The organism is Variovorax flavidus (assembly GCF_030317145.1).
Lineage (GTDB): Bacteria > Pseudomonadota > Gammaproteobacteria > Burkholderiales > Burkholderiaceae_C > Variovorax > Variovorax flavidus.
This window is the reverse complement of sequence record NZ_JASZYE010000001.1, coordinates 2116197-2140393: the sequence shown is the minus strand read 5'-3', so window position 1 is coordinate 2140393 and position 24197 is coordinate 2116197. Positions and strand designations below refer to the sequence as shown.

Here is a 24197-nt window from a genome sequence, read left to right as displayed (position 1 = left end):
TGATTCAGTGGGTGTGTTGGTTGGAGTTTCGGCAGATGCCTGCAGTCAGATCCTGGGCTGCGACATGTGTGGACACACGGCCGACGGGTCGCCGATGAAGGTGCGCGCCGACCAGAGCTCGGGGAAGGGAATCTCGGCCATCGTGGGCATCAGCCATGCGACGCCTTCGGTGCCGAAGTAGGCGGGCCGCGCGCCGAAGGTCCGTCGCGTCGCCATCAGGTGGCGATGCTTCCAGTGGCTGAATCCCTCGGCAATGTCGGCGAGTGTTTCACCGAGTTGCTGGAGTCCGTCGCTCCCGACGGGGGCCGCGTAGATGTCGCGCCAGACCTGCTCGACCTCCTTGCTGGGGCTGTAGGGTGCGCTCAGATCGCGTTCGAGCAGCGACTTCGGCACTGCCATGCCGATGCGGCCGAGGTAGGCAAGGACGTCGTCATAGAGGCTCGGTTCGGACAGGGTCCTCGCGAGTTGCGCCCAGCGCTCGGGTTGCGGCTTGAAATGGTCCAGGTGCTGTGGCTGCTTGATCCCCAGCAGGTAGACCATCTGCCGATACGTCCATCCCTGGAGAGCGGTGTCCTGGCCATAGGTGGCCACTGCTCGCGAAAGAATGGCCAGCAGGTCGGTCGGTGTCATCCAGTCGATCGATCGCCAGATGGCCAGGAGAGGCTCGTGATGGGCCACCACGCGCAGCAAAGTCCGGTGGGCCTGGGGCAGGTTGTCGGCACGCAGGTACATCTGCGCGGTCTGGATCTCCTTGATGATGAGCATCCAGTAGAGCTCGGACACTTGCACGTGCGTGATCCACGCGTGCTCGCCGGGGTGATCGCTGACGGTGCGTTGCAGCGAATGGAGTGCATCGGTCTGCATCCATGCGCTGTAGGGCGTCTGCCCGGCTGTGGAACTGGCCGGTGCGCGGCTCTCGTGAGGGGTGGGGGTGTCGATCATTCTTGGGCTCCTGGTTGCATCTGCGCGGGTCGGTTCGCCGGAGGTCGGGCGCGAAGAATCAGCTCCATCTGCTGCGCGATCTGCAGTAGCGCGCCGTCCTGGCCTGGTTTCGCGACGATCTGCAGCGATGCGGGGAGGCCGCCGCCCCAGGCCAGGGGAATCGAGATCGCGGGCAAGCCTGCGACGTTGAACGGCGCGGTGTAGGTCATCAAGGCCTCGCGAACGGTGCCGGACCATTCGCCGATCGTTGCTGAGTGCGCGTCGATCAGCGGCGCTGTGCAGGGGCAGGTCGGCAGGACGAGGTAGTCGACGGTCGACATGACCCGATGCAGGTTCGCCGCAAAGCCGCGTCGGGTCTCTTGTGCCCGCGCATAGTCGCGAAGGTTCACGGCCTTTGCGCGTTGCAGCCTTTCGATGGTCTCCAACCCGTAGTGGGTGACGATGCGGTCCCAATCATTTCGCCGGAAGTGTTCGATCGCGCCTTCGGTCAGGACGATGCTGGCGAACGCCCCATAGACATCGGCAAAGAGATCCGACGTGTCGAGCTCCACGCAGGCGAACACTTCGTCGAGGCATTCGATGGCATCGCCGAATGCCGATGCGATGCTGGGACTCGGAGGAATGGGCGCGATCTCGCGCACGACCCCCAGTCGCGCGGAAACCCATGCATCGTCCTCTGGAACTTTGAGCTGGAGTGCAGCCGAGAGAAGAACGACGTCGTCGACGCTTTCACCCAGGAGGCCGGTGTGGTCCAGGGTAGGGGCCAGTGGAAACACACCGCGGGTAGAGAGGGCTCCGAACGACGGCTTGAAGCCGACGACGCCACACATCGCAGCGGGAATCCGGACCGAGCCGCCGGTATCGGTACCGAGGCCGGCCGTGATGGACCCATAGGCAATGGCGGCGGCGGCTCCGCCACTCGACCCACCGGGAATCCGGGTCCTGTCCAGGGGATTGAGCGTGTCTCCATAGACGGTGCTGGCCGTGGTGACGCCCCACGCGAACTCGTGGGTCGTGGTCTTGCCGATGGGAATGGCGCCTTGCTCGACCAGCTGCCTCACGACGTCGGCATCGGCGGTGGGGATGTGGCCGAGATAGGCTGCCGAACCGTAGCGGGTCTCGACATCCTTCGTGTCGATCAGATCCTTGACGCCGAACGGCAACCCTTCGAGTGGCCGCTGCTCCCCCTTCGCGTAGCGCAGGTCGCTGTCCGCCGCCGCCTTCAGGGCACGATCCCAGTCGATCACCGAGAAGGCATTGACGCACCGCTTGCAGTCCTCGGCGGATTCGAGCACCTGCTCTGTCAGCGCGACAGCCGTGGTGCGCCGCGTGGCAAGGGCGTCGAGCGTCTGTCGAAGACCAGGGGCGCGCGATGTTGCAGCGGATGACGGGCGGATGTTGCTCATGGCGTGGCGTTGGCAATCAAGACGGCATTTCTCTGGAGCGAAAAGATATGCCATCGAGCATCCGCTGTGCGCTGCTCATTGCGGAACTCAGCGTTCAGGAACGTGGACGATGAAACGCGCGTGAGATCGTTCGCTGTTCTCGGACTCAGCGTTCAAGGTCCGACGGCTTCTCAAGGCGTGCGGACGCACCTAGAGTTCCTTGCACACGGCAAGGCGGGCCTTAACACACCTTAACCGGCATTAACTGGTCTGTTGGCTCCCTGGCGGGCAGAGTCGGCGCACTGGCTTGTATCGCCAGATCGAACGCTATGCCTCCTTCAACCCAGGGAGCCGACCACATGACACACTCTGCCGTCCTTTCCCCCGAAACGTCCCCGCTCACCCTGCGCTCGGACCCTCTGGCCTCGAGCTTCGCCACGACCTACGCGGGGGTCGTCGCCTTCATTGCCGTGGTCACCGAAGGCAGCTTCGCCCGTGCGGCCGACCGCCTGGGCATCGGCCGATCCGCGGTAAGCCGCAGCGTCCAGAAGCTCGAAGATCAGCTGAACGTGCGCCTGTTCCTGCGGACCACGCGAAGCACGACCCTGACACGCGAAGGCGATCTCTTCTACGCGAACTGCCACACCGGGGTCGACCGGATCGTGCAGGCCGTCGAGGAAATGCGGGATCTTCGCGAAGGTCCGCCTCGTGGACACCTTCGCATCAGTTCGCCGATGGGCTTCGGCCGGCGTGTCGTCGCGCCATTGCTCGGCGAGTTTCGGGCGGCCTACCCGGACGTGTCGATCGACCTGCTCCTGGACGACAAGCCGACCGATTTCATCTCGGACCGCGTGGACATCGCGTTTCGCAACGGACGCCTGGAGGATGCCCAGATCATCGCCAAGCAGATCATCCCGATGCAGATGCTGGTCTGCGCCTCGCCGGCGTACCGCGATGCCCACGGACTGCCCGACAGCGTGGACGACCTGGCCCGTCACCAATGCGTCAACTTCCGCCACGGGTCGGGCCGGGTCTATGAGTGGGAGTTCAAGGTCGACGGCCAGATCCGCAAGTTCCAGCCCCAGGCCAGGATCACCTACAACGACCCCAGCCTGGTGTTGCAGGCCGTGCTCGACGGGCACGGCGTGGCCCAGATGGCAGGCTACCTGGTCTGCGATGCGCTCCGCTCCGGCGCGCTCGTTCCCTGCCTGACGCGGTATGCGCCCGATGACCGCGGCCACTACATCTGCTACCTGAGCCGGCAGCACCTGCCTTCGCGCATGCGTGTCTTCATCGACTTCATGACAACGAGGATCCGGGCGTCCGATCTCCAGTGCCTGACGGACTTCGGAATGGGCGCTGGCGCGTCGGTGGCCACGGCCTGAAAACAGCCATTGGTGCCGGCTCATCAACAGTGTGGGTCCTCTGGCAGACCTACCGCCGTCGAGGGGCCGAACCTACGATTTGTTCCATGGCGCAGCGTGACGGACCCCCGAGACGCATGCGCAGATTCTGTCCCTCGTCAACCAGGAAACACACATGAACACACCCCCCAACCCGTTGCGCCGGAATCTCATCGCGGCCGGTGCAGCCGCTGCCACCAGCACGCTGGCCTTCGGCGTGCAGGACGGAGCCAGCGATTCAGCGCAGCAGCGCACCAACCACCCCCAACGGAGCTCGAGAATGACCAGCAACACCATCACCACGCAAGACGGAACGCAGATCTACTTCAAGGACTGGGGCGACGGACCCGTGGTCACCTTCTCGCACGGCTGGCCGCTCAACGCGGACGCGTGGGACGGGCAGATGCACTTCCTCGCGCGCAACGGCTACCGGGTCATCGCACATGACCGCCGGGGTCATGGCCGCTCGACACAGTCGTCGTCGAACAACGACATGAACGGCTATGCCGATGACCTCGCAGCCCTCTTCGAAGCGCTCGACCTGAAGAGCGTGACCATGGTCGGCCATTCGACCGGTGGCGGCGAGGTCGCGCGCTACATCGCACGGCACGGCACGAAGCGCGTGGCCAAGGCCGTGCTCATCGGGGCCGTGCCGCCGATCATGGTCAAGTCCGCAGCGAATCCCGAGGGCTTGCCCATCGAGGTGTTCGACGGTATCCGCGCCGGCATCGCAGGGGACCGCTCGCAGTTCTACAAGGATTTTGCGAAGCCGTTCTACGGCGCCAACCGCCCGGGCGCGAAGGTGTCGCAGGGCATCCTGGACGCCTTCTGGCTCTTGAGCATGCAATGCGGCCAGAAGAACGCCTACGAATGCATCAAGGCGTTCTCCGAGACCGACTTCACGGCCGACCTGAAGAAGTTCGACATCCCGACACTGGTGATGCATGGCGAAGACGATCAGATCGTGCCCATCCATGACTCCGCAAAAAAGTCTGCGCGGCTCATCAAGGGAGCGAAGGAGATCTACTACCCGGGCGCACCCCACGGCCTCACCGCCACGATGCCGGACCGCGTGAACGCGGACCTGCTTGCCTTCCTGCGCAGCTGAGCTGCGCAACGGATCCGGACGCCACCTTCGATACGCGCCATGTTGAATCTCTTGCTCCAGACCACGATCGAGGGCGATCCGGACGACTGGAACGTCGATCGCTTCAGTCGCCTGCACTCGTTCCTTTCGGGATTGCAGGACAACGACGGCCAGATCGCGTTTCGCGTCACGGCCCGCAATCGCACTGCGCGCGGCGAGCCGGATCCCGTTCTGTCGAACCTGTCGGATTCGGATTTCGACCAGATCTGGCTCCTTGCGGTGGATGTCGGTGACGGCCTGACTGCCGAGGATTGCGCGGGCATCAGCCGGTTCCGGCAGCGGGGCGGCGGCCTCATGGTCACGCGTGACCACATGGACCTGGGCAGTTCGATCTGCAACCTGCACGGTGTCGGTGCCGCACATCACTTCCACAGCCGCAATCAGGAGCCCGATGAGCGCCGCCATTGTGTGGACAACCCCTATGCAGGGAACATCTCGTGGCCCAACTACCACTCGGGCGCCAATGGCGATTTCCAGCGTGTGCAGACCGTCGGCAGCATTCACCCGGTGATGCGGGACAGGCACTCGCCGACCGGCGTGATCCAGTACCTGCCGGCGCATCCGCACGAGGGCGCGGTGAGCGCGCCGCCGGGCGACTCGACCGCGCGCGTGGTCATGGAGGGCACGAGCACGGTGTCCGCTCGGCGCTTCAACATCGCTGTAGCCTTCGAGCGCACCGGGGACGGCGGACGGGCAATCGCGCAGTCGACCTTCCATCACTTCGCAGACTACAACTGGGACCCGTCGGCGGGTTGCCCATCCTTCGTGAGCGAGCTGCCGGGCGACGCCATGGCCAGGTTCCCCGAGGCGCTTCGCTCGACCCGGCAGTACGTACGGAATCTGGCTTTCTGGCTGAGTGCCTGAAGCCAGGCAGTCCGCGATCGAGAAAATCATGCACAACCAGATCCAGATCAGCACCACCGACGGCACCTTCTTGGCGTACGTCGCCCGTCCGTCGGTGACCCCCGCACCGGTGATCGTCGTCATCCATGAAGTCTTCGGCGTCAATGCCGACATGCGCCAGTCTTGCGACGATCTCGCAGCGCAGGGCTACATGGCGATCTGTCCCGACCTCTTCTGGCGGACCGAACCGGACGTCGACCTGACGGATCAAACTGAGGCCGAGCGGGCGAAGGGCCTGGCGCTGTACATCGCCTTCGACCTCGATGCGGGTGTCGCCGACATCGCCGCCACCGTCGAGGCGGCGCGCGCGATGCCGGACTCGACGGGCAAGGTCGGCCTGGTGGGCTATTGCCTTGGCGGTCTCATGACTTATCTGACGACCGCCCGCGTGGGCGCGGACGTCGCCGTTGCCTACTATCCCGGCAACGCCGACAGGCATCTCGAGGAAGCCGGTCGAATCGCAAGTCCCCTGATCGTGCATCTCGCGGAAGAGGACGAGTACATCCCGAAGGCAGCGCAGCAGCAAATCGTTGCCGCGCTGAAGGACAGACCGCAAGTACAGGTCTATGGCTACCCGGGATGCAAGCACGCATTTGCACGCCATCGCGGCATCAGCTACGACGCAGCAGCGGCCGCATTGGCAAACGGCCGGACCGACGCGTTCCTGGCGCAGCATCTGAAGCGCTGAGCGTCCGTGAAAGGGTGGCTCGCGCCGCCGAGGGAATGACCATGAATCATGCAACGCACCCCATATCCGTTCGCATCTGCCATGACGAGCCATTGCTCGCCGCTGGCCTGCTCGCGCTGATCGCGCAAGCGCCCGGTATCGAGGCACGCCTCGGGTACGACCACGGCGACCGCACCGTGGATGTCATCGTTGCGGACCTTGCGAACGGGCTTGCGCTTCTCGAATCCAGGGACGCGACGCACTTCCGGCCCAGGATCATCCTCATGACACGCCAGGCGCGGCAGGGCGAGATATTGCGCGCGCTGGAAAGCGGGGCGCATGGTTGCCTGTTGCAGAGCTCGGAGGCGCGCGAGCTGATCGACGCGATCCGCCACGTGGAGCGCGGCGGTACACGCTATCTGTGTCGCGAGGCGTCGGCGTTGGTGGCCAGCGGGCCTCCTCCGGCAAGGCTCACCGCACGGGAAAGCGAAGTGCTTCGCCTGCTGGTGCAAGGCGACGGCAACAAGGGCATCGCGCGCCAACTCGACATCTCGACGCACACCGTGAAAGCGCATGTGGCAACCCTCTGCAACAAGCTTCAGGCGCTGTCGCGCACGCAGGTGGCGATCGAGGCGACAGGACGCGGACTGGTGCATCCGTCATGACTGGCGCGGCCGTCCGGAAGGGGGTGCTTGCAGACCCCCGGGACGGCCGATCCCGTCATCGGCCGGCTACTTCACCGGAATGAAGAAGTCCGCACCCTTGTCCTTGATCAGCGTCACGATGAACTTCGCCGGTTGGGTGCTGCTCGCATTGCGCCCGACCGTGTGGACGTCGTTGAGACCTTCGTAGAAGGTCTGGCCCTTGGTGAGCGTGACTTCCTTGCCGCCCTTGACGCCCATCACGATGGATCCCTCGAGGACGTAGACGAACGCGTGTGCATCGTGCCGGTGAACCGGGTCCACGGCGCCGGGCGGATAGTCCACGGTGATCATCAGGACTTCCTTGCCCGGAATGTTGGGAAGCTCGTGCGTCAGCAGGGGCGTGACGATCGCGTCCGGCGCTGCGCCGGCCTGTTGCGCGAACAGGAGGCCGCATGCGAGGAGCAGCGGCGAACCAGTTTTCCAGATAGACATCTTTTCTCCTTGGAGTGGCCCTGTCTTCCAGGGCCGGTTTGCAGATCGTCGAATGCCGGTTACTGGATCGGCGCGTCGGATGGCGGCTGGCGCATCCCGACGGCCATCCGGTTCCAGGCATTGATCATGGCGACCGTCCAGCTCAGTTCGACGATCTCCTGCTCGCTGAACAGGTCCTTGAGCTGGTTGAACGCGCCGTCCTGGTCGCCGTGCTGGTCGGCGAGGCGGGTCATGGTCTCGGCCCAGTTCAAGGCCGCGCGTTCGCGTTCGGAGTAGATGCCGACCTCGCGCCAGGTCGACAGGCTGTTGATGCGCTGCCAGCTTTCTCCATGCTTGCGCAAGTCGCGTGCGTGCATGTCGAGGCAGAACGCACAGCCATTGATCTGGGAGACGCGGGTCTGGACGAGCTCGATCAGAGCGGGGCCCAGTGTCGACTTGGCGATCGAGGCGCTGACGCTGGCCATGGCCTGGTAGGACTTCGGCGCGATCTGGGTCCAGGGGAGTCGGGCTTGATTCATGATGCTTCCTTGTTGAGATTGACGTTGAGGTTGATCGGATTCACATATTCAAGACGTTTGAGGCACCGGCGTTGTGACAGCGTCGGTGGCGAAGTGGCCATCTACCGCTTTTCGTTTGCACGGCCGAGCCAATCCGCGTAGGTTGTCTTGCCGAGGCGAGGGTTCTTTCCCGGTGTCAGGGATTGATCGTCCAGCGCAGCGCCAAAGTAGGACGCGTCGGGGTCGACGATCACCTTGCGGGCATCGCGTGTCGCGCGCAGGAACTGGCCGACAAACTTGTCCAGCCTCATCGATGCGGGACCTGCGACCTCGATGATTCGGTTGACTGCCGTCTGGGTGGCGATGTCTGCCAGCGCCTCCGCAACGTCATCGGCGGCGATGGGCTGCACGAGAGCCGGGGACAGCCGGATGGCGCCGTCCTCGGTGCCGGCGCGGGCGATGCTCTCGGCGAACTCGAAGAACTGCGTCGTGCGCACGATCGTGTAGGCCACGAGCGCTGCCTTGATCCGCTTCTCCTGGGCCGTCTTCGCGCGAAAGTAGCCGTTGGCAGGAAGGCGCTCTGCGCCGACGACGGACAGGGCCACGTGGTGTCGCACGCCGGCGGCCTGTCCCGCCGCCACGACGTTTCGAGTCGAGGTCTCGAAGAAGTCCATGAGAGCCGTGTCGTCGATCGAGGGCGGGTTGGCGACGTCCACCAGGACCATGGCGCCTGTCAGGGCGTCCGCGAGGCCCTCTCCGGTGAAGGCGTTGACGCCATTGGACGGCGAAGCGGCAACGACGTGGTGGCCCCGCTGTCGAAGCTTGTGGACCAGCTTCGTTCCAACGAGTCCGCTACCGCCGATGACTGCGATCTTCATGGATCGAGCTTAGGAAGGCATCGCCCTGAAGTCAGCGGCTGTTGGATCGAGAAAGACCTGTCCCTTTGCGGGGGGCCGGCGCAAGCCGGCGTCGTGTCACGGCGGAGTCAACCGAGCTCGGCAGGCACTACTTCTCGCCGCCCTTCGAGACCTGGGACCGCACGCCGGCGCTGATCGTGGCCTTCCTGTTGGTGGAAAATCATCGGACCGCCCAATCGATGATGGAGTCAACAAAGATGCTGCGCCTCTATGACAGTCGCCTGTCAGGCAATTCGTGGAAGGTTCGCATCCTGTTGAGCCAGCTGGGGCTTCCGTACGAGCGCATCACGCTCGACATCGCCAAGGGAGATACGAGCCAGGCCGCCTTTCGCGAGATCAGCCGCTTCGCGCGCGTCCCCGTTCTGCAACTGGAGGATGGACGAACGATCGTGGAGTCCGGGGCGATCCTTCTTCACCTTGCGCAAGGCACACCCTTGCTGCCGGACGATCCCCATGAGCGCGCGGAGGTGATGAGCTGGCTGTTCTTCGAACAGGCGGACCTGCAAAAGGCGATTGCCATACCGCGCGTGTGGCATCTGCAAGGCCTCGCCAGTGGCAGGCAGCAGGAGATCCAGCGCCTTCATGCCGAGGGATATCCGGCGCTCGACAAGCTCGACCAATGGCTGCGCGGGCGCACGTGGCTGGTCGGCGAGCGCTACACCATCGCAGACACGGCCGCATCCGCCTATGTCTCGCTCGCGGCGGAAGGCGGCTACGACATGGAGCGCTTTTCGGCCATCCGTGAATGGATCGAGCGCGTCAAGAGCCAGCCCGCATGGGTGGAACTGGTGCCGGACGCCCGCTAGATCGATGTCGGGAAGTGTCCCCGCTCCAGTGCGCCCGCAAAGTCTTTCACCAGGTGCAGGTGGGCCTCGGCCGACACTGCAAAGCGCTTGCGCTTTTCCATGATCTGGGCCTTCGCCCGATGCACGAGCTGGCGACACGCCGCTTCGCTCTTGCCCAGCGTGTCGGAGATCTCGCGGTAGTCCGCGTCGAAGACCTCCCGCATCAGGAAAGCCGCCCGTCCTTCCGGCGCGAGCCGCTCCAGGACGGCGAGCAGGGCGTTGGATATGTCTTCCGCCTGCTCCAGCATCTGCTCCGGCGAGGGCGAGCCGACGGGGGTGAGCGGCTCGGGCAACCACATGCCGGCGTCATGTTCGCGCTGGATCCGGGACGCGCGCAGCCGGTCGATCGCCAGACGGGTTGTCACTGACACCAGCCAGGCTTCCACGTTGTCGATTGCGCCGCGGGCTGCCTGGCGGCAGCGCATCCAGACCTCCTGGACGATGTCTTCCGCTTCTTCGTGCGAGCCGAGCAGGCGGTAGGCGATTCCTTGAAGGCGAGAGCGCAGGCCACTGAAGATCTCGTCGATCCCGTCCGGGTCGTTCATCACATCCGGCTCGCCGTCTTGCCATGTCAGGGAATTGCGCATCGGCCTTGCTCCTCCGGATGACCGTGATGGGTGGCGGCGTGGACAGTCCAGAACCGCTGATGCATGAAGGGTAGGAACACAGCGATGCGCGGTCAGCCGCTGTTGGCAGCAGGGATGCCTGTCCAGTTGGAGGGGGCGTGTCCGTCGAGCCTGGGCGATTGATTCCGATGGCTCAACACCGTGCGTCGCAGCTTCGATCTACCGGGCCACGAGATCGATCAATAGCATCAGGACCGACTGCGCACGACGGCGCGCGATCCGCCTCGCGCAGACGCCGCGCTGGCAGCCCACCTTTTTCATAGACATTCACCATGCCCAAGCTGACGCACGCGAACGGTGCTCCCGTTGTCGACAACATCAACATCATCACTGCGGGAGAGAGGGGTCCGGCACTCCTGCAGGACATCTGGCTCATCGAGAAGCTCGCGCACTTCGATCGCGAAGTCATTCCCGAGCGCCGCATGCATGCCAAGGGATCGGGTGCGTTCGGGACCTTCACGGTCACGCACGACATCACGGCGTACTCGAAGGCAAGGCTGTTCGCCGAGGTGGGCAAGAAGACAGAAGCCTTCGTTCGCTTTTCCACCGTGGCCGGCGAGCGCGGTGCTGCCGATGCCGAGCGCGACATCCGCGGCTTCGCGGTCAAGTTCTACACGGAGGAGGGGAACTGGGATGTGGTGGGAAACAACACGCCCGTGTTCTTCATGCGCGACCCCTTGCGTTTTCCCGACCTCAACCACGCCGTCAAGCGCGACCCGCGCAGCAACCTGCGCAGCGCGCAGACCAACTGGGACTTCTGGACCTTGCTGCCCGAGGCGCTGCACCAGGTCACCATCGTGATGAGCGACCGCGGCTTGCCGGATGGCTACCGCTTCATGCACGGCTTCGGCAGCCACACCTTCTCCTTCATCAACGCCCGCAACGAGCGCCACTGGGTGAAGTTCCACTTCCGCAGCCAGCAGGGCATCCGCAACCTGACGGACGCGCAGGCGGCGGCCATCGTGGCGCAGGACCGCGAGAGCGCGCAGCGCGACCTGCTGGCGGCCATCGACGCCGGGGATTTCCCGCGCTGGACGTTGTGCATCCAGGCGATGACCGAGGCCCAGGCGGAGCGATGCCCCTTCAATCCGTTCGACCTCACCAAGATCTGGCCGCACGCCGATTACCCGCTGCAGGAGGTCGGCGTGCTGGAGCTGAACCGCATTCCAGCCAACTACTTTGCGGATGTCGAGCAAGCCGCGTTCTCGCCAGCGAACGTCGTGCCGGGCGTCGGCTTCTCGCCGGACAGGATGCTGCAGGCGCGGCTTTTCAGCTACGGCGACGCGCAGCGCCACCGGCTAGGCGTGAACGCTCACCAGATTCCGGTGAATGCGCCGAGATGCCCTTTTCACAACTACCACCGCGACGGCGCCATGCGTGTGGACGGCAACCAGGGTGCGCTTCCCGGATACGTTCCGAACAGCCTGGGCGAATGGTCCGACAGCCCCCGGCTCGCGGAACCGCCGCTGCGACTGGAGGGGGCCGCGAAGCACTGGGACCATCGTCTTGACGAGGACTACTACTCGCAACCGCGCGCTCTGTTCAGGCTTCTCTCGCCCGAAGAGCGCCAGAGGCTCTTCGACAACACGGCGCGCGCGCTGGCCGGCACGACAGAGGCCGTAAAGGAGAGGCACGTGCGCAACTGCGCGCTGGCCGATCCCGACTACGGCGCGGGCGTCGCTGCCGCCCTGGAGCGCCAGGCGCTGGCGAGCGTCAACGGCCTGTTCAACTTCATCTGAGCGGGCAGCGGGGCCGCCAGGCCCCGCATCTCTCAGGTCAAGCTCTTGCGTGGCGGCAAGAAGCCTTTGGCATGCGCCAGATCGGGCCAGGGAAGCACAGTCTCTCCAGAGACTAGCCATTTGCCGTCGACCTTTCTCAAGCGCAGTTCATAGAGCGCGGGATCGGCCTGATCGCTCATTCGCCGATAGAGGACAGCCGTCGCGACGTCGTCCTGTTCTTCAATGTGAAGAATGCGTTTCTCAGTGGAAAGCGGCTTCTCGCCCGCGTCACGCCGGCTTCGAAACTCGGCCATCATTTCCGCCTTCGAGAAGCGCGCGACCTCGCCTTGCGGAGTCAGTACGAGGAACCCCAGGTCCTCGGTGTACAGGCGCTCCATCTCGTTCATGCGGTAGTTGCTTCCTGTTTCCGCCAGTTCGTCGATGAAGGAAACGATGTCTGGATTGAAGGTCTTGTTCACTTTCAGGTTCTCCTAAAGGAAATATCGGTGATGCGACGCGGTCTGCGTGCAGCTCAGGTCAACGCGATGCCGCCATCGACGCGCAGGTCCACGCCGGTGACGAACCGGCTGTCGTCGCTCGCCAGGAAAAGTGCGGCCTGCGCAAGTTCGTCGGCTTTTGCCAGGCGGCCCAGCGGAATGACCGATGCCAATCCCGCCTCGAAGGCGGGCCGGTCGGCTTCCGTCACGCCCAGCTTTTCCAGGATGGGCGTATCCGTGGGTCCAGGGCTCAGGACGTTGACGCGGATCCTTCTTGCCTTCAATTCCAGGGCCCAGCTGCGCGCAAAGGCTCCGATGGCCGCCTTGGTGCCCGCATAGACGGCGTGGTTGTCGAGCACCTTCGCGCTGGCGATGGAGCCGGTCAGAATGATGGAAGCCCCATCGCGCATCAGCGGCAATGCCTTGGTCACGCCGAAGAAGACCGCACGCGTGTTGGTGGCGAACTGTGCGTCGTAGCTTTGCTCGGTGACCGCGGCAGACGGCTCGATGTTGTTCATCCCTGCATTGGCCATGTAGATGTCGATGGCTCCGTGGCGCTGGGCGACTTCGGACATGAGACGCTCGTGGGTGGCCAGCTCGCCGACGTCACCGACCACGCCGATGGCAGCAGGCCCGAGTTCTGCCAGCGCCGCATCCACGGCCTGCTGACGCCGCCCGAGGATCGCCACGCGCGCGCCTTCGGCCACGAAGGCCTTGGCGGCGGCGAGGCCGATGCCACTGTTTCCGCCGGTGATCACTGCGAACTTTCCCGATAGCTTGTTCATACGTGTTCCTTGTTTCGTGATGAGCCACGAATCTAGGGATGCACACGGCCGTTGAGTAGCTCATGGAGCAGACAAACACTTGTTCCGAAAGGAACAGGCGGCATTCGCGCAGTCGCGTCTCGCCGGGTGAGGGGCCGTTCAAGCCATTGGTGCTTGGAGGTCACCACGATGAGCCGCGATGAAGACCTTCTCGCAAGGCGCTGCATCGTGTCTCATGGGCCTCCACATTCATGCAACTCTTCGGGAAAAATTCATGAGCAAGGTTCTGGTTCTCTACTACAGCATGTACGGGCATCTCGAGCAAATGGCCCATGCCGTCATGGAAGGTGCTTCGTCGATTCCGGGTGTCGAAGCAACGCTCAAGCGCGTGCCGGAGACGATGGGCGAAGAAGATCTGCGCAAGTTGGGCGCAAAGATCGAACAGTCCGCGCCGGTCGCTTCGGTGGACGAGCTGCCCGGCTATGACGCGATCCTCTTCGGAACGCCCACGCGCTTTGGCAACATGGCCGGACAGATGCGGACCTACCTGGACCAGACCGGCGGCCTGTGGGCCAAGGGTGCGTTGATCAACCGGATCGGGAGTGTGTTCACCTCCAGCGCGACACAGCACGGCGGCCACGAGACGACGATCACTTCCTTCCACACGACGCTGCTGCATCACGGGATGATCATTGCCGGCGTGCCCTATTCCTGCAGCGGGCTGTCGAACATGGCCGAGATCACCGGTGGTTCGCCCTACGGTGCGGGCACGCTTGCAGGATCGGACGGCAAGCGCGTGCCGACTGCCAACGAACTCGCGATTGCGCGCTTCCAGGGCGAGCACGTGGCACGCCTCGCCCAGCGCCTCGGGCCGGCGACGACCCTCTAGGCCGGCCACTGTGCGGCCATCCGAACGACTGGGCCTGGCGCGGCTGTATCCATGCTCAAGCAGACCCAGGGGCTGATCGCCTTCGTGCGGGCGGTCGAGTCACGATCCTTCAGTGGCGCAGCCCGTGCGCTGAACACCTCGCCGTCGGCGATCTCGAAGAACGTGGCACGGCTCGAGGCCCGCTTCGGCGTGCGCCTGTTCCAGCGATCGACGCGCAGTCTCACGCTGACGCGGGAGGGAGAGGCCTATTTCGAGCGTGTCGCACCTTTGCTTCGCGCGCTGGATGAAGCCGGTGACGCGTTGCATCCGACAGCGACGGCCCAGGGTCTGCTGCGCGTGACGGCACCGGGGGACCTCGGGCGGGTCATGATGGATCCGATCACGAGGGAACTCTTGCCGGCGCACGCCGGGCTCAAGCTCTCGATCAGCCTGACCGACCGGCATGTGGACCTCATCCGCGAAGGCTTCGACATCGCTGTGCGTGCAGGCGAAGTAATGGACTCCGATCTCAACGCGCGCCTGCTCGCGAGGCTGCCGATGGTTCTGGCGGCATCGCCTGCCTACCTGGCCGCCCGCGGCGCCCCGCAGGACAGGCAATCCCTCGAAGACCACGACCATGTGCGCTACGTGCTCGACGGCAAGACCGTGCCGGTGCGCTTCGCCGACGGCAGTGTCTTCGCCCCCGAAGGCGTGCTCGACGCCGACAGCGGCGCGGCGATCCGGATTGCCGCGCTCAATGGTCTCGGCATCGTGCAGATGATGCGATTCGCCCTGCAAGAGGACATCGATGCCGGGCGACTCGTGCCTGTCCTGCCCGACGCTCCGCTGCCGCTGATACCGGTGCACGCACTGCATGCTTTCGGTCGTCACGTGCCCGCGCGTGTGCGGGTCTTCATCGACTTCCTCGCCGTGCGACTGGCTGGGTACTAGGCAAGCGCGCTCCAGCGCGCCCTCGCATTGGCGCAGACGTGCCTCAGGTGGCGTCCAGGCCGCCATCCACCGTGATGACCTGGCCCGTGATCCAGGCCGCCGAGGGCGACGCCAGCGACACGATCCATGCGGCCACTTCATCGGGAACGCCGCGGCGCCCGAGAGGGATCTGGCGCCGCTCGCTCGCCTTCACTTCCTCCGCCTGCTCAGAGGTCAACTGCATCCGTTCCACCAGGAAGTCGGTCTCGGTCGGCCCCGCCGCGACGGCATTGACCCGGATGCCGTCGGCCGCGAGTTCGAGTGCCCAGCAGCGGGTCATATGCTCGACGGCAGCCTTGCTGGCCGCATAGTGAGAGAGGGAAGCGGCGGCCTTGTGGCCAAAGGTGCTCGACAGATTCACGATGGTGCCGCGCGACGCCTTGAGATGGGGAAGCGCCGCCGTCGCCAGCAATGAGGGGCCGATCACGTTGACGGCGAAGATGTGTGCGACTTGCGCCGCATTGGCTTGCGCCAGGGGAAGAATGGCACCCGCGCCGGCGTTGTTCACCAGCACATCCAACGCGCCGAACTTCTCGATCACGGTGCTGACCGTCCGCTGCGCGTCATCGGGATTCGCCACATCCGCGATCAGGTAGTCGATGCCGGGGTGCTCCTTGGCCAACGCTTCCAGATGCCCCGCACGACGCCCGGTCACGACCACTCGTGCTCCCAGGCCGGCGAACTGGAGCGCCGCGGCACGGCCGATGCCGGCGCCGCCGCCTGTGATGAGGACGACCTTGTCCGCGAACTGCTGCTTCATATGAGGATCCTGTGTAAGAGATGAAATGCCCAGCCCGCCAGCACGCGCAGAAACGGACCGCTTGACGGCTTGGGGAGGCACCTGCGGGCCTCATGGAACAAGACGAATGAGCAGGGCGTTCTGTGACGGAAATCCGATTCGAAACGGCATCCGGTGATTGGTGCGCGGCTGGCAACACGGTGCGCTGCTGCGCATGCCTTCCGCCGGCCCGAGGGCTTGCCTACGATCGACGCGTCGCAAGCATCCCGGTCGAACGCGGGACCGCTGCATCAAAGGCAAGGAACACCCATGAAGCTCATTCACACGCATGCCGCGTGCCCACTTGTCGGCCGGATTCCAACTCCGTCGGGCGGCGCAGACCGCGTGCCGGTCCGCTTGGCCGCCCGGTGAGCATGCGCTGCGCAACCAGAGACAAGGTCCTGGCCATCGTCTCGCACGAACTCAGGCAACCTCTCCACGTCATCCAGATGAACGCCAACCTGCTCGCGCGCCTGCCGGCATCGACCGCGCCGACGCACATCCCGCGCATCGCCGAAGCGATACAGCGCGCCATCGAGAGCCAGGCGCGCATCATCAACGACCTCCTCGACGTCTCCCGCGTGCGGATCGGCAGGCTGACGCTTCATCGCTCGAACCTGGACCTCGGCAAGCTCGTGCTGGATGTCGTGGGGTCCTTGAGTGCGAGCTGGCCGCCGGGACGCATCGGCACGGAACTGCGATCGGCCTCTCCACTGATGTGCTTCGCGGACCCGGTCAGGCTCGAGCAGATCGTCGGAAACCTGTTGGACAACGCCGTCAAGTTCACACCCGCTGGCGGGCAGGTTGTCGTGCGCGTCACCTCGGAAGACGGCTTCGCCAGGATCTCGGTAACGGACACGGGCTGCGGCATCGCACCCGAATTCCTGCCCGAAGTCTTCGGACTGTTCAGCCAGGCCGGCGTTGCCGCCGAGGGACTGCACGGCGGCCTCGGCGTCGGGCTGGCCCTGGTTCACGGGCTGACGGTCGCGCACGGCGGCTTCGTGAAGGCCACTTCTGCGGGGCTCAACCGCGGCGCGGAGTTCAGCGTTTGGCTGCCCCTGCACCAGAGCATGCGGCCTGAGCCGCCTTCGCCCCCCACCCATGCCGACACTTCAACGATTGCAAGCTCATGAAAATCACTCTCGACAGTTCGATTGACGCACACCATCCGCACGCCTGGGCGTCGACCACGCTGAAGACTTGGTACGACGGAAACCCCGCGATCCGGCGCCTGTGGGCCATCCGGCCCGATGGGGCTACCGATGTCCCCGAGCTGCGCGTCATCGTGATGCTGGAACCTTCGCCAGATGGTGACGAGACGAGCCCCATCTGGATGGCCCACGGCGCCACCTGGGCAAGCGAACTGCGTGAGCAACTGGCCGGCGCGGTTCAGCTGGAACGCATCGACGGGCCGCTGCCCGACGAGTTCGAGATCGAGGGTGATGGCGTGCTGTTGTCCGCCTTGTATTGGCGCGATTCCACGGCATTGCAGGACTGACTGAACGGGACACAGGATGTCCACGCGTCCCTTTGAATTCCTCAACCACGAGGGCAGGCGCCTGTCCGGCAGTCTCGAGATGCCCGAAGGCGTTCATCATGGCTGGGCTCTGTTTGCGCACTGCTTCACGTGCGGCAAGAAGAATCTGGCCGCCGTGCGCATCGCACGGACGCTCGCCGGCGTGGGCATCGGCGTGCTGCGTTTCGACTTCACCGGGCTGGGGGAGAGCGAAGGCAGCTTCGCTGATTCGAGCTTCAGCACGAACGTGCAGGACCTCGTGTCCGCTTCCGCCGCGATGCAGGCGGCAGGGATGCCTCCGGATATTCTGGTCGGACACAGTCTCGGCGGCGCTGCCGTCCTCGCAGCCGCGGGCGACATTGCCAGCGCACGCGCGGTGGCCACGATCGCGGCGCCGTTCGACGTTGCGCATGTGCTGCATCTGCTCGACCCCGAGGGCCTGGCGCGGCTGGAAACCCAGGCGCAATCGCTGGTACAGGTGGCCGGACGCCCCGTATCCGTGAGCAAGGCATTCGTCGATGACTTGCGGGGCCACGATCAGGGCCTTCGAATCGCGGCCTTGCGCCGGCCGCTCCTGGTGCTGCATGCACCGCGCGACCAGACGGTCGACATCGAGAACGCCACGCACATCTTTCTCGCGGCACGGCATCCCAAGAGCTTTGTCTCGCTGGACAAGGCCGACCACTTGCTGTCCGGCCGCAACGATGCGGAGCATGTGGCGAACCTGATCGCGGCCTGGGCGTCGTACTACCTGCCCGAGTCTTAGGCCGGGCAGCCGGCGCCATCGCCGTGCGGTCCTTCGCATCGGCGCACAGGCCCTGCGCGTCCATTGCATTGGTGCGTCCCGGGCAACATCGTGAGCCTTCCTTCGTGCCTACCGCGAAGGATGCTCGATCTCTACGATTCGTCTTCATGTTCACCACTGCAAGACACATCGGCACGACGCTACTGGTCGCCGCAGGCGCGCTGATGGCGCAAGAAGCCTCCGCGCACGGCGCAGCGCACGACGCCGTCGTGACGCCGCTGCTCGCCAGGGAGCTCGCGAACATCTCCGGCAAGGAGGTCCTGGTGATGACCGTGGACTATGCGCCGGGCGACGTCGAACCTGTCCATCGCCATGACGCGCACGGCTTCATCTACGTGCTCGAGGGCTCGATCGAGATGGGTTTGAAAGGCGGCAAGGTCGTCACTCTGCAAGCCGGAGACACCTTCTACGAAGGACCGCACGACATCCACACGGTAGGGCGCAATGCCAGCAAGGTCTGGCCCGCGAAATTCCTTGTCTTCCTGGTGAAGAACACCGCGTCGATGCCGTCCTGCCAGTGAAGTGACCGATTTTCGCTCTCCACCCGTCGCTACGAAGATGACGGATGTCAGATCGTCGAGGCGGCTGTAATGAGGCGTGCACTTTCCATCCGTTCGTGCACGGGACGAACTCACGTCGGCGCGGAGCTCCCGCGCAAATCCGATCAGCAACACGGCGACGCGGCGGGTGGAGGGCACCCTTGGACCGAAGCCCATTCAAAAAGAGAAGCCGCATGACTGCCCCAGCCACTTCAACCGCCGTCGACGCGAGAGAAACGATCGACTTCGACATCGTGATCGTGGGCGGTGGGCCGGCCGGCATGGCCGCCGCGATCAGGGCCAAGCAACTCGACCCCGAGGTATCGGTCGTCGTGCTCGACAAGGGGAGTGAGCCCGGTGCGCACATTCTCTCGGGCGCGGTGATGGACCCGAGGGCGATCGATGAGTTGCTGCCCGACTGGAAGACGCTCGGCGCGCCCCTCAACCAACCCGTGACGGCCGACGAATTCCTGTTTCTCGGCGCGAAGCGCTCGATGCGAACGCCGGGCTTCCTGGTGCCCAGGTGCTTTCGCAACCACGGCAACTACGTCATCAGCCTCGGCAACGTCGTGAAGTGGCTCGGCCAGCATGCCGAGAGCCAGGGCGTCGAGGTTTTCGCCGGCTTCGCGGCGACAGAGGTGCTCTATGACAGGGAGGGCCGCGTCACGGGCGTGGCCACCGGCGACATGGGGATCGGGCGTGACGGCGAGCGCACGGCCGCATTCCAGCCGGGTGTCGAACTTCGCGGCAAGTACACCATCTTCGCCGAGGGCGCGCGCGGGCAGCTCGGCCGCCAGTTGATCGACCGCTTCGACCTGGCCGAGGGCCGCGACCCGCCCAGTTATGCGATCGGGCTCAAGGAAACCTGGGAGGTTGCCCCGTCGCAGGCCAGGCCGGGTCTCGTCGTCCACACGGCGGGGTGGCCAATGGACAGCGACACCTTCGGCGGCGGGTTTCTCTACCATCTCGAAGGCAACAGGGTTGCGCTGGGCTTCGTCATCGGGCTCGACTACCGGAATCCGTGGCTCAGCCCGTTCGATGAGTTCCAGCGTTGGAAGACGCATCCCGCGATCCGCGCGCACATCGAAAGCGGCCGGCGCATCGGCTACGGCGCGCGTGCCATCAACAACGGTTTTCCGCAAAGCCTGCCGAAGACGGTGTTTCCGGGGGGCGCACTGGTGGGTTGCGATGCCGGCTATCTGAATGCGGCACGCATCAAGGGCAGTCACGCGGCGATCAAGACCGGCATGCTTGCCGCGGAGGCCGCGTGTGCGGCGCTGCGCGACGGGCGTTCGGGTGACGAGCTCACGGCCTATCCGCAAGCGTTCACGCGCAGCTGGCTGCATGCGGAGCTGCGCGAGTCCCGCAACTTCAAGCTCTGGTTCAAGAAAGGCACCGTCGTCGGCACGCTGATGACGGGGGTCGAGCAGTGGCTCATGCCAAGACTCGGCATCCGGACGCCGCCGTGGACGCTGCATGGCAAGCAGCCGGACCATTCGAGCCTGCGCCTCGCCGACGAGTGCGAACCGATCCTGTATCCCAAGCCGGACGGCAAGCTGTCGTTCGACCGGCTGAGTTCCGTGTACCTGAGCAACACCCACCACACCGAGGACCAGCCGGTACACCTGACCTTGCGCGATGCCGCAGTGCCGGTGGCAGTCAACCTGCGCTCGTACGCGGGTCCGGAGAGCCGCTACTGCCCGGCGGGCGTGTACGAGTTCCTGAAGAACGACAAGGGCGAGGACCGGCTCCAGATCAACGCGCAGAACTGCATTCATTGCAAGACCTGTGACATCAAGGATCCGACGCAGAACATCGTGTGGGTGGCCCCGCAAGGCGGCGAGGGCCCGAGCTATGACGCCATGTAGCCAACCGCATTGATGCCGCATGGTCAACATGGCGGTACATGCCACAGGGCTACCGCTGCCCGCGGGTGATTCCTAGCATTGAGACCGTATCGCGATAGTCGCGAACCGGTCCCTCAGTCGTCCTGAGGTCAAGGCCTCCGTGGCCTTCGAGGTCTCACCATGACGCAGCGCGTGCCATCCCCGGCCCCTTCATTCGAACCGCCACACGCGTGCAGCGTCGATCCGGCATCGCGAGACGCAATGGATCGGGTCTGGCGCTGGGGATACGTGGCGATCTGCCTGCTCGCCATCGCCGCAGCGGGAGTCATCGCGCGAGGCGTGGCTCACGTGGAACTGAAGTTCGCCACGGTGGCCGTCGATGCGGCCCCCGTCCCACAGGCGCTCTGTGCCGCCAAAGCAGATCGACAGCCCGGCCTGCCCGAGGCCGCGTGCGCGAAGCAGGCGAGCCGAACGGCGGCGGTGTGCTGAGTCGCGAAGTCGTCGTCAATCCATCCCCATCCATCAAAGGAATCCAAATGAAGAAGTTCTCGTATTTCGCCCGCGCGGTCGCCGCCGTCGGCATCATGACCTTGCACCTCGCCGCGCCGGTGGGCGCAGCGGAGCCGTCGATGCCAAAGGCGAGGCCGACGATCGTGCTGGTTCACGGCGCCTTCGCCGAATCGGCGAGCTGGAACGACGTGGCGCGAAACCTGCGCGCCCGGAGCTTTCCCGTCATTGCCGTTGCCAATCCGCTTCGCGGAGTGAAGTCCGATGCGGCCTACGTTGCGGCGGTGGTCGATTCGGTCAAAGGGCCGGTCGTGCTGGTCGGCCATTCGTACGGTGGCTCGGTCATATCTGCCGCGGCAGATGGAAAGGCCAAAGTCAAGGCGCTGGTCTTCGTCGCGGCATTTGCCCCGGAGGCAGGGGAGTCCGCGGTCGATCTGTCGGGCAAGTTCCCGGGCAGCACGCTCGGCCCGACGCTTGCACCACCCGTGTCGTTGCCCGACGGAGGCAAGGATCTCTCCATCCTTCAGGAGAAGTTCGGCAGCCAGTTCGCTGCCGACGTGCCGCCAGCAGCCGCGTACCTGATGGCCATGTCGCAACGGCCCATCACCGAAAGCGCGCTGGGCGAAGCGGCCCCCGCGGCCGCCTGGAAGACCGTGCCGTCGTGGTTTGTCTATGGCGATCGTGACAAGAACATTCCACCGGCCGCGCTGGCATTCATGGCCGAACGCGCCGGGTCGAAGAAGACGGTGGTGGTGAAGGGTGCATCCCATGTCGTGATGGTCTCCAAGCCCAACGCGGTGAGCCGCCTCATCGTCGAAGCGGCCGAGGCCGCCGCAACCGCGCAGGCGGACGCGGCGCAGCCTTGAGTGTCCCGGCGCCAGGAGACCCGATCATGAACAGATCCGAACCGACGTCTCGCGAAGCGATTCGTGGACACCGAAGGCCAGGGCTCCTGGCCACGCTCCAGGGCATCGCAGGCACCGCCGCGGTGTGCATGACGATCGCGGCCAGCTCCGTGGTCGCAGCCTCCGAGGCGCTGCACGAGGCGCCTGGAAGCGCAGTCCGCGCACTCTGTGATGCGTTCGCGCAGCCGCATCCCGCGGCGAACGCATCGATGCCCGACGTCGCCGAAGCCTTGGCCGACAGGGGGACGCCATGACACGCGTCGATCCAGAAGCGGGCTATCCCTTCGCTTCGGGCCTGTCGTCCATCGAAGCCGACGACGTCTTCGATGCGACGGGGATCGCGAAGCGGGCCCAGCGCGTCGGTGGACTTGCGCCCGACCTGATCCTGCCGGACGCGTTCGACCGGCCCGTGCGGCTTGCGGACCTCTGGCGCAAGGGTCCGCTGGTGATCGTCTTCTACCGCGGGGGATGGTGCACCTACTGCAACCTCCAGTTGCGCGCGTGGCGCGAACAGGCGAGCGAACTGGCACGGCTGGGGGCCACGCTGGTGGCGATCTCGCCGCAGACGCCCGACAACTCGTTGAGCACGGCCGAGAAGAATGCGCTCGCGTTCACGGTCCTCAGCGACTCCGCGCTGGAAGCGGCCAACGGCTTCGGGATTGCCTTCACCCTGCATCCGGACCTGGTGGACTTCTACGGTTCGGTCGGCACCGACATCCCGGTTCTCAATGGCAACGGCCTCTGGGTGCTGCCCGTTCCCGCCACGTACGTGATCGACCGCACGGGAAGCATCCGCTTCGCCTTGATCGAAGAAGACGCTCGCCGGCGTGCCGACCCGCGCGATGTCATCGCTGCCATCGAGAACCTCGCACTCGGGGCCTAGCCAAAGTACGGGCCCCATGTCCATGGCCAGCGCGGGCGTTTCCAATCCATTCGAGTTTCATCATGCATCTGGGCAAGACCTACAAAGTTTCCGAGTTCCTCGTGTGGACGCGGCGGCAGATCTACCTGCTCGTGGTGGTCGGCTTCGTCCCCGTGATCCTCTACCAGGTGCTCGGTCTGCGGTGGCTCACGATTCCCCTGACCGTGGTCGGTCTCCTTGGAACCGCGACATCGTTCATCGTCGGCTTCAAGAACGTCCAGACCTACAACCGAACCGTCGACGCGCAGCAGGTCTGGACCGCCATCCTCAGTAGCAGCAGGTACTGGGGCATCAGCATTCGAGGCTTCGTGGCGACCGCCACCGACGCGCGCGATCTCGTCGAGCGCCATGCGGCATGGCTGACTTGCCTGCGCTACGAGCTCCGGCAGCCGAAGGTGTGGGAGTCGATGGAGAAGGCTTCGAACGTCGAGTACCGCCGTGCCTATCGCATTCCCGAGCGGGAGACATCCATCGACGAGGAGCTGTGCAAGCATCTGTCCGAGGAGGAGCACCGTCAGATCCTGAACGTCGGCAACAGGGCCACGCAAGTGCTCTGGCTTCAGGGGCGTGCGCTGAGGCGGCTGCTGGACGAGGATGCCATATCGCTCACTTCCTACATCGAGCTGAACAAGATCCTGAAGGAGTTCATCGAGCAGCAGGGACGCGTGGAACGCATCAAGAACTTCCCGTACCCAAGGCAGTACGCCATCATCAACACGATCTTCGTCTGGGCCTTCTGCGTCCTGCTGCCGTTCGGGCTGCTCAAGGAGTTCGACCGGCTGAACGAAGGCATCGCGGGCTTCATGCAGGGCAGCATGGTGTGGCTCGTCATTCCGTTCAGCGCGACCATCTCCTGGATGTACACCGCGCTGGAGCAGGTCGGCGAGAGCACGGAGAACCCGTTCGAAGGCGGCGCCAACGACGTGCCCATCACGCAGATCGCGAAGACCATCGAGCGGGAGCTGAAGGAAATCATCGGCGATCCCGATCTGCCCACGCTGCCGGAACCCTTGAACGACATCATTCTTTGAGCGCGGCCGCGCACAGGGCCGGCCCATTGGTGCGCAGCGCTC

28 protein-coding genes are annotated in these 24197 nt (G+C 65.0%); 19 read left to right on the top strand and 9 right to left on the bottom strand.

Going from position 1 to position 24197, the window contains the following annotated elements:
- Positions 1–45: 45 nt before the first annotated feature.
- Both QTH90_RS10380 and QTH90_RS10375 read right to left on the bottom strand, forming a co-directional pair.
- On the bottom strand, positions 46–942 hold the full coding sequence (locus tag QTH90_RS10380; protein WP_286664373.1) for a tryptophan 2,3-dioxygenase: 897 nt from the start codon (positions 940–942) through the stop codon (positions 46–48).
- Entirely contained in the window at positions 939–2348 is a 1410-nt protein-coding gene (locus QTH90_RS10375; protein WP_286664372.1) for an amidase, read from the bottom strand. The genes QTH90_RS10380 and QTH90_RS10375 overlap by 4 nt, the downstream gene beginning before the upstream one ends.
- Positions 2349–2686: 338 nt before the next feature.
- On the opposite strand from QTH90_RS10375, the gene QTH90_RS10370 reads away from it, so the two are divergent.
- From QTH90_RS10370 to QTH90_RS10350, 5 genes are all read left to right on the top strand, one after another.
- The gene (locus tag QTH90_RS10370) at positions 2687–3712 is read left to right on the top strand and encodes a LysR family transcriptional regulator (protein WP_286664371.1); all 1026 of its coding nucleotides are present in this window, start codon (positions 2687–2689) and stop codon (positions 3710–3712) included.
- 154 nt (positions 3713–3866) lie between these two features.
- The gene (locus QTH90_RS10365) at positions 3867–4838 is read left to right on the top strand and encodes an alpha/beta fold hydrolase (RefSeq protein ID WP_444814701.1); all 972 of its coding nucleotides are present in this window, start codon (positions 3867–3869) and stop codon (positions 4836–4838) included.
- Positions 4839–4877: 39 nt separating this feature from the next.
- Positions 4878–5741, top strand: coding sequence for a hypothetical protein (locus QTH90_RS10360; RefSeq protein WP_286664370.1), 864 nt, complete (start codon positions 4878–4880; stop codon positions 5739–5741).
- Positions 5742–5769: 28 nt separating this feature from the next.
- Entirely contained in the window at positions 5770–6468 is a 699-nt protein-coding gene (locus tag QTH90_RS10355; RefSeq protein ID WP_286664369.1) for a dienelactone hydrolase family protein, read from the top strand.
- A 41-nt stretch (positions 6469–6509) separates the two neighbouring features.
- Positions 6510–7112: a LuxR C-terminal-related transcriptional regulator gene (locus tag QTH90_RS10350; protein WP_286664368.1), complete on the top strand. Its 603-nt coding sequence runs from the start codon at positions 6510–6512 to the stop codon at positions 7110–7112.
- 66 nt (positions 7113–7178) lie between these two features.
- Here the strand turns inward: QTH90_RS10350 and QTH90_RS10345 are convergent, their stop codons facing one another.
- From QTH90_RS10345 to QTH90_RS10335, 3 genes are all read right to left on the bottom strand, one after another.
- Entirely contained in the window at positions 7179–7583 is a 405-nt protein-coding gene (locus tag QTH90_RS10345) for a cupin domain-containing protein (RefSeq protein ID WP_286664367.1), read from the bottom strand.
- A gap of 59 nt (positions 7584–7642) precedes the next feature.
- Positions 7643–8101 carry a carboxymuconolactone decarboxylase family protein gene (locus QTH90_RS10340; protein ID WP_286664366.1) on the bottom strand — a complete coding sequence of 153 codons (459 nt, stop codon included), beginning with the start codon at positions 8099–8101 and terminating at the stop codon, positions 7643–7645.
- Between the two features lie 101 nt (positions 8102–8202).
- Positions 8203–8958 carry an SDR family oxidoreductase gene (locus tag QTH90_RS10335; protein ID WP_286664365.1) on the bottom strand — a complete coding sequence of 252 codons (756 nt, stop codon included), beginning with the start codon at positions 8956–8958 and terminating at the stop codon, positions 8203–8205.
- A gap of 236 nt (positions 8959–9194) precedes the next feature.
- Here QTH90_RS10335 and QTH90_RS10330 point away from each other — a divergent pair, with 236 nt between their 5' ends.
- Positions 9195–9803 (top strand): glutathione S-transferase family protein, encoded by a 609-nt coding sequence (locus tag QTH90_RS10330; protein ID WP_286664364.1) that lies wholly within the window; start codon positions 9195–9197, stop codon positions 9801–9803.
- Here the strand turns inward: QTH90_RS10330 and QTH90_RS10325 are convergent.
- Positions 9800–10429, bottom strand: coding sequence for a sigma-70 family RNA polymerase sigma factor (locus tag QTH90_RS10325; RefSeq protein WP_353506608.1), 630 nt, complete (start codon positions 10427–10429; stop codon positions 9800–9802). The two genes, QTH90_RS10330 and QTH90_RS10325, sit on opposite strands and share 4 nt — an antisense overlap.
- A 311-nt stretch (positions 10430–10740) precedes the next feature.
- Here QTH90_RS10325 and QTH90_RS10320 point away from each other — a divergent pair, with 311 nt between their 5' ends.
- Positions 10741–12207, top strand: coding sequence for a catalase (locus tag QTH90_RS10320; RefSeq protein ID WP_286664363.1), 1467 nt, complete (start codon positions 10741–10743; stop codon positions 12205–12207).
- A 32-nt stretch (positions 12208–12239) separates the two neighbouring features.
- On the opposite strand, the gene QTH90_RS10315 is transcribed toward QTH90_RS10320, so the two are convergent.
- Both QTH90_RS10315 and QTH90_RS10310 read right to left on the bottom strand, forming a co-directional pair.
- A complete protein-coding gene (locus QTH90_RS10315) occupies positions 12240–12665 on the bottom strand; it encodes a hypothetical protein (RefSeq protein WP_286664362.1) in 426 nt (141 codons plus the stop codon).
- Positions 12666–12718: 53 nt separating this feature from the next.
- Positions 12719–13468 carry an SDR family oxidoreductase gene (locus QTH90_RS10310; protein WP_286664361.1) on the bottom strand — a complete coding sequence of 250 codons (750 nt, stop codon included), beginning with the start codon at positions 13466–13468 and terminating at the stop codon, positions 12719–12721.
- Between the two features lie 253 nt (positions 13469–13721).
- Between QTH90_RS10310 and wrbA the strand changes: the two genes are divergently transcribed.
- Positions 13722–14336 (top strand): NAD(P)H:quinone oxidoreductase, encoded by a 615-nt coding sequence (gene wrbA, locus QTH90_RS10305; RefSeq protein ID WP_286664360.1) that lies wholly within the window; start codon positions 13722–13724, stop codon positions 14334–14336.
- A gap of 51 nt (positions 14337–14387) precedes the next feature.
- Positions 14388–15266, top strand: a complete 879-nt coding sequence (locus tag QTH90_RS10300) for a LysR family transcriptional regulator (protein WP_286664359.1) — start codon at positions 14388–14390, stop codon at positions 15264–15266.
- A gap of 43 nt (positions 15267–15309) precedes the next feature.
- On the opposite strand, the gene QTH90_RS10295 is transcribed toward QTH90_RS10300, so the two are convergent.
- A complete protein-coding gene (locus QTH90_RS10295) occupies positions 15310–16065 on the bottom strand; it encodes an SDR family NAD(P)-dependent oxidoreductase (protein ID WP_286664358.1) in 756 nt (251 codons plus the stop codon).
- A gap of 392 nt (positions 16066–16457) precedes the next feature.
- Here QTH90_RS10295 and QTH90_RS10290 point away from each other — a divergent pair, with 392 nt between their 5' ends.
- The 10 genes from QTH90_RS10290 to QTH90_RS10245 all read left to right on the top strand — a co-directional run bounded on the left by QTH90_RS10290 (position 16458) and on the right by QTH90_RS10245 (position 24155).
- Entirely contained in the window at positions 16458–17216 is a 759-nt protein-coding gene (locus tag QTH90_RS10290; RefSeq protein WP_286664357.1) for a sensor histidine kinase, read from the top strand.
- On the top strand, positions 17213–17581 hold the full coding sequence (locus tag QTH90_RS10285) for a hypothetical protein (RefSeq protein WP_286664356.1): 369 nt from the start codon (positions 17213–17215) through the stop codon (positions 17579–17581). Before QTH90_RS10290 ends, QTH90_RS10285 begins: the two co-directional genes overlap by 4 nt.
- Before the next feature lie 16 nt (positions 17582–17597).
- Positions 17598–18365: an alpha/beta hydrolase family protein gene (locus QTH90_RS10280; RefSeq protein ID WP_286664355.1), complete on the top strand. Its 768-nt coding sequence runs from the start codon at positions 17598–17600 to the stop codon at positions 18363–18365.
- Between the two features lie 146 nt (positions 18366–18511).
- Positions 18512–18925 carry a cupin domain-containing protein gene (locus tag QTH90_RS10275; protein ID WP_286664354.1) on the top strand — a complete coding sequence of 138 codons (414 nt, stop codon included), beginning with the start codon at positions 18512–18514 and terminating at the stop codon, positions 18923–18925.
- Positions 18926–19137: 212 nt separating this feature from the next.
- Positions 19138–20811, top strand: coding sequence for an electron transfer flavoprotein-ubiquinone oxidoreductase (locus QTH90_RS10270; RefSeq protein WP_286664353.1), 1674 nt, complete (start codon positions 19138–19140; stop codon positions 20809–20811).
- A 240-nt stretch (positions 20812–21051) separates the two neighbouring features.
- Positions 21052–21279 (top strand): hypothetical protein, encoded by a 228-nt coding sequence (locus QTH90_RS10265; protein ID WP_286664352.1) that lies wholly within the window; start codon positions 21052–21054, stop codon positions 21277–21279.
- Between the two features lie 47 nt (positions 21280–21326).
- A complete protein-coding gene (locus QTH90_RS10260; protein ID WP_286664351.1) occupies positions 21327–22163 on the top strand; it encodes an alpha/beta fold hydrolase in 837 nt (278 codons plus the stop codon).
- Between the two features lie 26 nt (positions 22164–22189).
- Positions 22190–22456 carry a hypothetical protein gene (locus QTH90_RS10255; protein WP_286664350.1) on the top strand — a complete coding sequence of 89 codons (267 nt, stop codon included), beginning with the start codon at positions 22190–22192 and terminating at the stop codon, positions 22454–22456.
- Entirely contained in the window at positions 22453–23085 is a 633-nt protein-coding gene (locus QTH90_RS10250) for a peroxiredoxin-like family protein (protein ID WP_286664349.1), read from the top strand. Before QTH90_RS10255 ends, QTH90_RS10250 begins: the two co-directional genes overlap by 4 nt.
- A 62-nt stretch (positions 23086–23147) precedes the next feature.
- The gene (locus QTH90_RS10245; protein ID WP_286664348.1) at positions 23148–24155 is read left to right on the top strand and encodes a bestrophin family protein; all 1008 of its coding nucleotides are present in this window, start codon (positions 23148–23150) and stop codon (positions 24153–24155) included.
- The last annotated feature ends 42 nt before the right edge of the window (positions 24156–24197 follow it).

What these genes read in the sequence shown, in the direction of transcription:
- wrbA (WP_286664360.1), top strand. Translation starts at nt 13,722, where the DNA reads ATGAGCAAGGTTCTGGTTCTCTACTACAGCATGTACGGGCATCTCGAG.
- QTH90_RS10280 (WP_286664355.1), top strand. Translation starts at nt 17,598, where the DNA reads ATGTCCACGCGTCCCTTTGAATTCCTCAACCACGAGGGCAGGCGCCTG.
- QTH90_RS10245 (WP_286664348.1), top strand. Translation starts at nt 23,148, where the DNA reads ATGCATCTGGGCAAGACCTACAAAGTTTCCGAGTTCCTCGTGTGGACG.
- QTH90_RS10300 (WP_286664359.1), top strand. Translation starts at nt 14,388, where the DNA reads ATGCTCAAGCAGACCCAGGGGCTGATCGCCTTCGTGCGGGCGGTCGAG.
- QTH90_RS10355 (WP_286664369.1), top strand. Translation starts at nt 5,770, where the DNA reads ATGCACAACCAGATCCAGATCAGCACCACCGACGGCACCTTCTTGGCG.
- QTH90_RS10360 (WP_286664370.1), top strand. Translation starts at nt 4,878, where the DNA reads ATGTTGAATCTCTTGCTCCAGACCACGATCGAGGGCGATCCGGACGAC.
- QTH90_RS10380 (WP_286664373.1), bottom strand. Translation starts at nt 942, where the DNA reads ATGATCGACACCCCCACCCCTCACGAGAGCCGCGCACCGGCCAGTTCC.
- QTH90_RS10325 (WP_353506608.1), bottom strand. Translation starts at nt 10,429, where the DNA reads ATGCGCAATTCCCTGACATGGCAAGACGGCGAGCCGGATGTGATGAAC.
- QTH90_RS10320 (WP_286664363.1), top strand. Translation starts at nt 10,741, where the DNA reads ATGCCCAAGCTGACGCACGCGAACGGTGCTCCCGTTGTCGACAACATC.
- QTH90_RS10265 (WP_286664352.1), top strand. Translation starts at nt 21,052, where the DNA reads ATGGATCGGGTCTGGCGCTGGGGATACGTGGCGATCTGCCTGCTCGCC.
- QTH90_RS10275 (WP_286664354.1), top strand. Translation starts at nt 18,512, where the DNA reads ATGTTCACCACTGCAAGACACATCGGCACGACGCTACTGGTCGCCGCA.
- QTH90_RS10285 (WP_286664356.1), top strand. Translation starts at nt 17,213, where the DNA reads ATGAAAATCACTCTCGACAGTTCGATTGACGCACACCATCCGCACGCC.
- QTH90_RS10370 (WP_286664371.1), top strand. Translation starts at nt 2,687, where the DNA reads ATGACACACTCTGCCGTCCTTTCCCCCGAAACGTCCCCGCTCACCCTG.
- QTH90_RS10330 (WP_286664364.1), top strand. Translation starts at nt 9,195, where the DNA reads ATGCTGCGCCTCTATGACAGTCGCCTGTCAGGCAATTCGTGGAAGGTT.
- QTH90_RS10295 (WP_286664358.1), bottom strand. Translation starts at nt 16,065, where the DNA reads ATGAAGCAGCAGTTCGCGGACAAGGTCGTCCTCATCACAGGCGGCGGC.
- QTH90_RS10250 (WP_286664349.1), top strand. Translation starts at nt 22,453, where the DNA reads ATGACACGCGTCGATCCAGAAGCGGGCTATCCCTTCGCTTCGGGCCTG.
- QTH90_RS10375 (WP_286664372.1), bottom strand. Translation starts at nt 2,348, where the DNA reads ATGAGCAACATCCGCCCGTCATCCGCTGCAACATCGCGCGCCCCTGGT.
- QTH90_RS10260 (WP_286664351.1), top strand. Translation starts at nt 21,327, where the DNA reads ATGAAGAAGTTCTCGTATTTCGCCCGCGCGGTCGCCGCCGTCGGCATC.
- QTH90_RS10335 (WP_286664365.1), bottom strand. Translation starts at nt 8,958, where the DNA reads ATGAAGATCGCAGTCATCGGCGGTAGCGGACTCGTTGGAACGAAGCTG.
- QTH90_RS10270 (WP_286664353.1), top strand. Translation starts at nt 19,138, where the DNA reads ATGACTGCCCCAGCCACTTCAACCGCCGTCGACGCGAGAGAAACGATC.
- QTH90_RS10290 (WP_286664357.1), top strand. Translation starts at nt 16,458, where the DNA reads ATGCGCTGCGCAACCAGAGACAAGGTCCTGGCCATCGTCTCGCACGAA.
- QTH90_RS10310 (WP_286664361.1), bottom strand. Translation starts at nt 13,468, where the DNA reads ATGAACAAGCTATCGGGAAAGTTCGCAGTGATCACCGGCGGAAACAGT.
- QTH90_RS10350 (WP_286664368.1), top strand. Translation starts at nt 6,510, where the DNA reads ATGAATCATGCAACGCACCCCATATCCGTTCGCATCTGCCATGACGAG.
- QTH90_RS10255 (WP_286664350.1), top strand. Translation starts at nt 22,190, where the DNA reads ATGAACAGATCCGAACCGACGTCTCGCGAAGCGATTCGTGGACACCGA.
- QTH90_RS10340 (WP_286664366.1), bottom strand. Translation starts at nt 8,101, where the DNA reads ATGAATCAAGCCCGACTCCCCTGGACCCAGATCGCGCCGAAGTCCTAC.
- QTH90_RS10345 (WP_286664367.1), bottom strand. Translation starts at nt 7,583, where the DNA reads ATGTCTATCTGGAAAACTGGTTCGCCGCTGCTCCTCGCATGCGGCCTC.
- QTH90_RS10365 (WP_444814701.1), top strand. Translation starts at nt 3,867, where the DNA reads ATGAACACACCCCCCAACCCGTTGCGCCGGAATCTCATCGCGGCCGGT.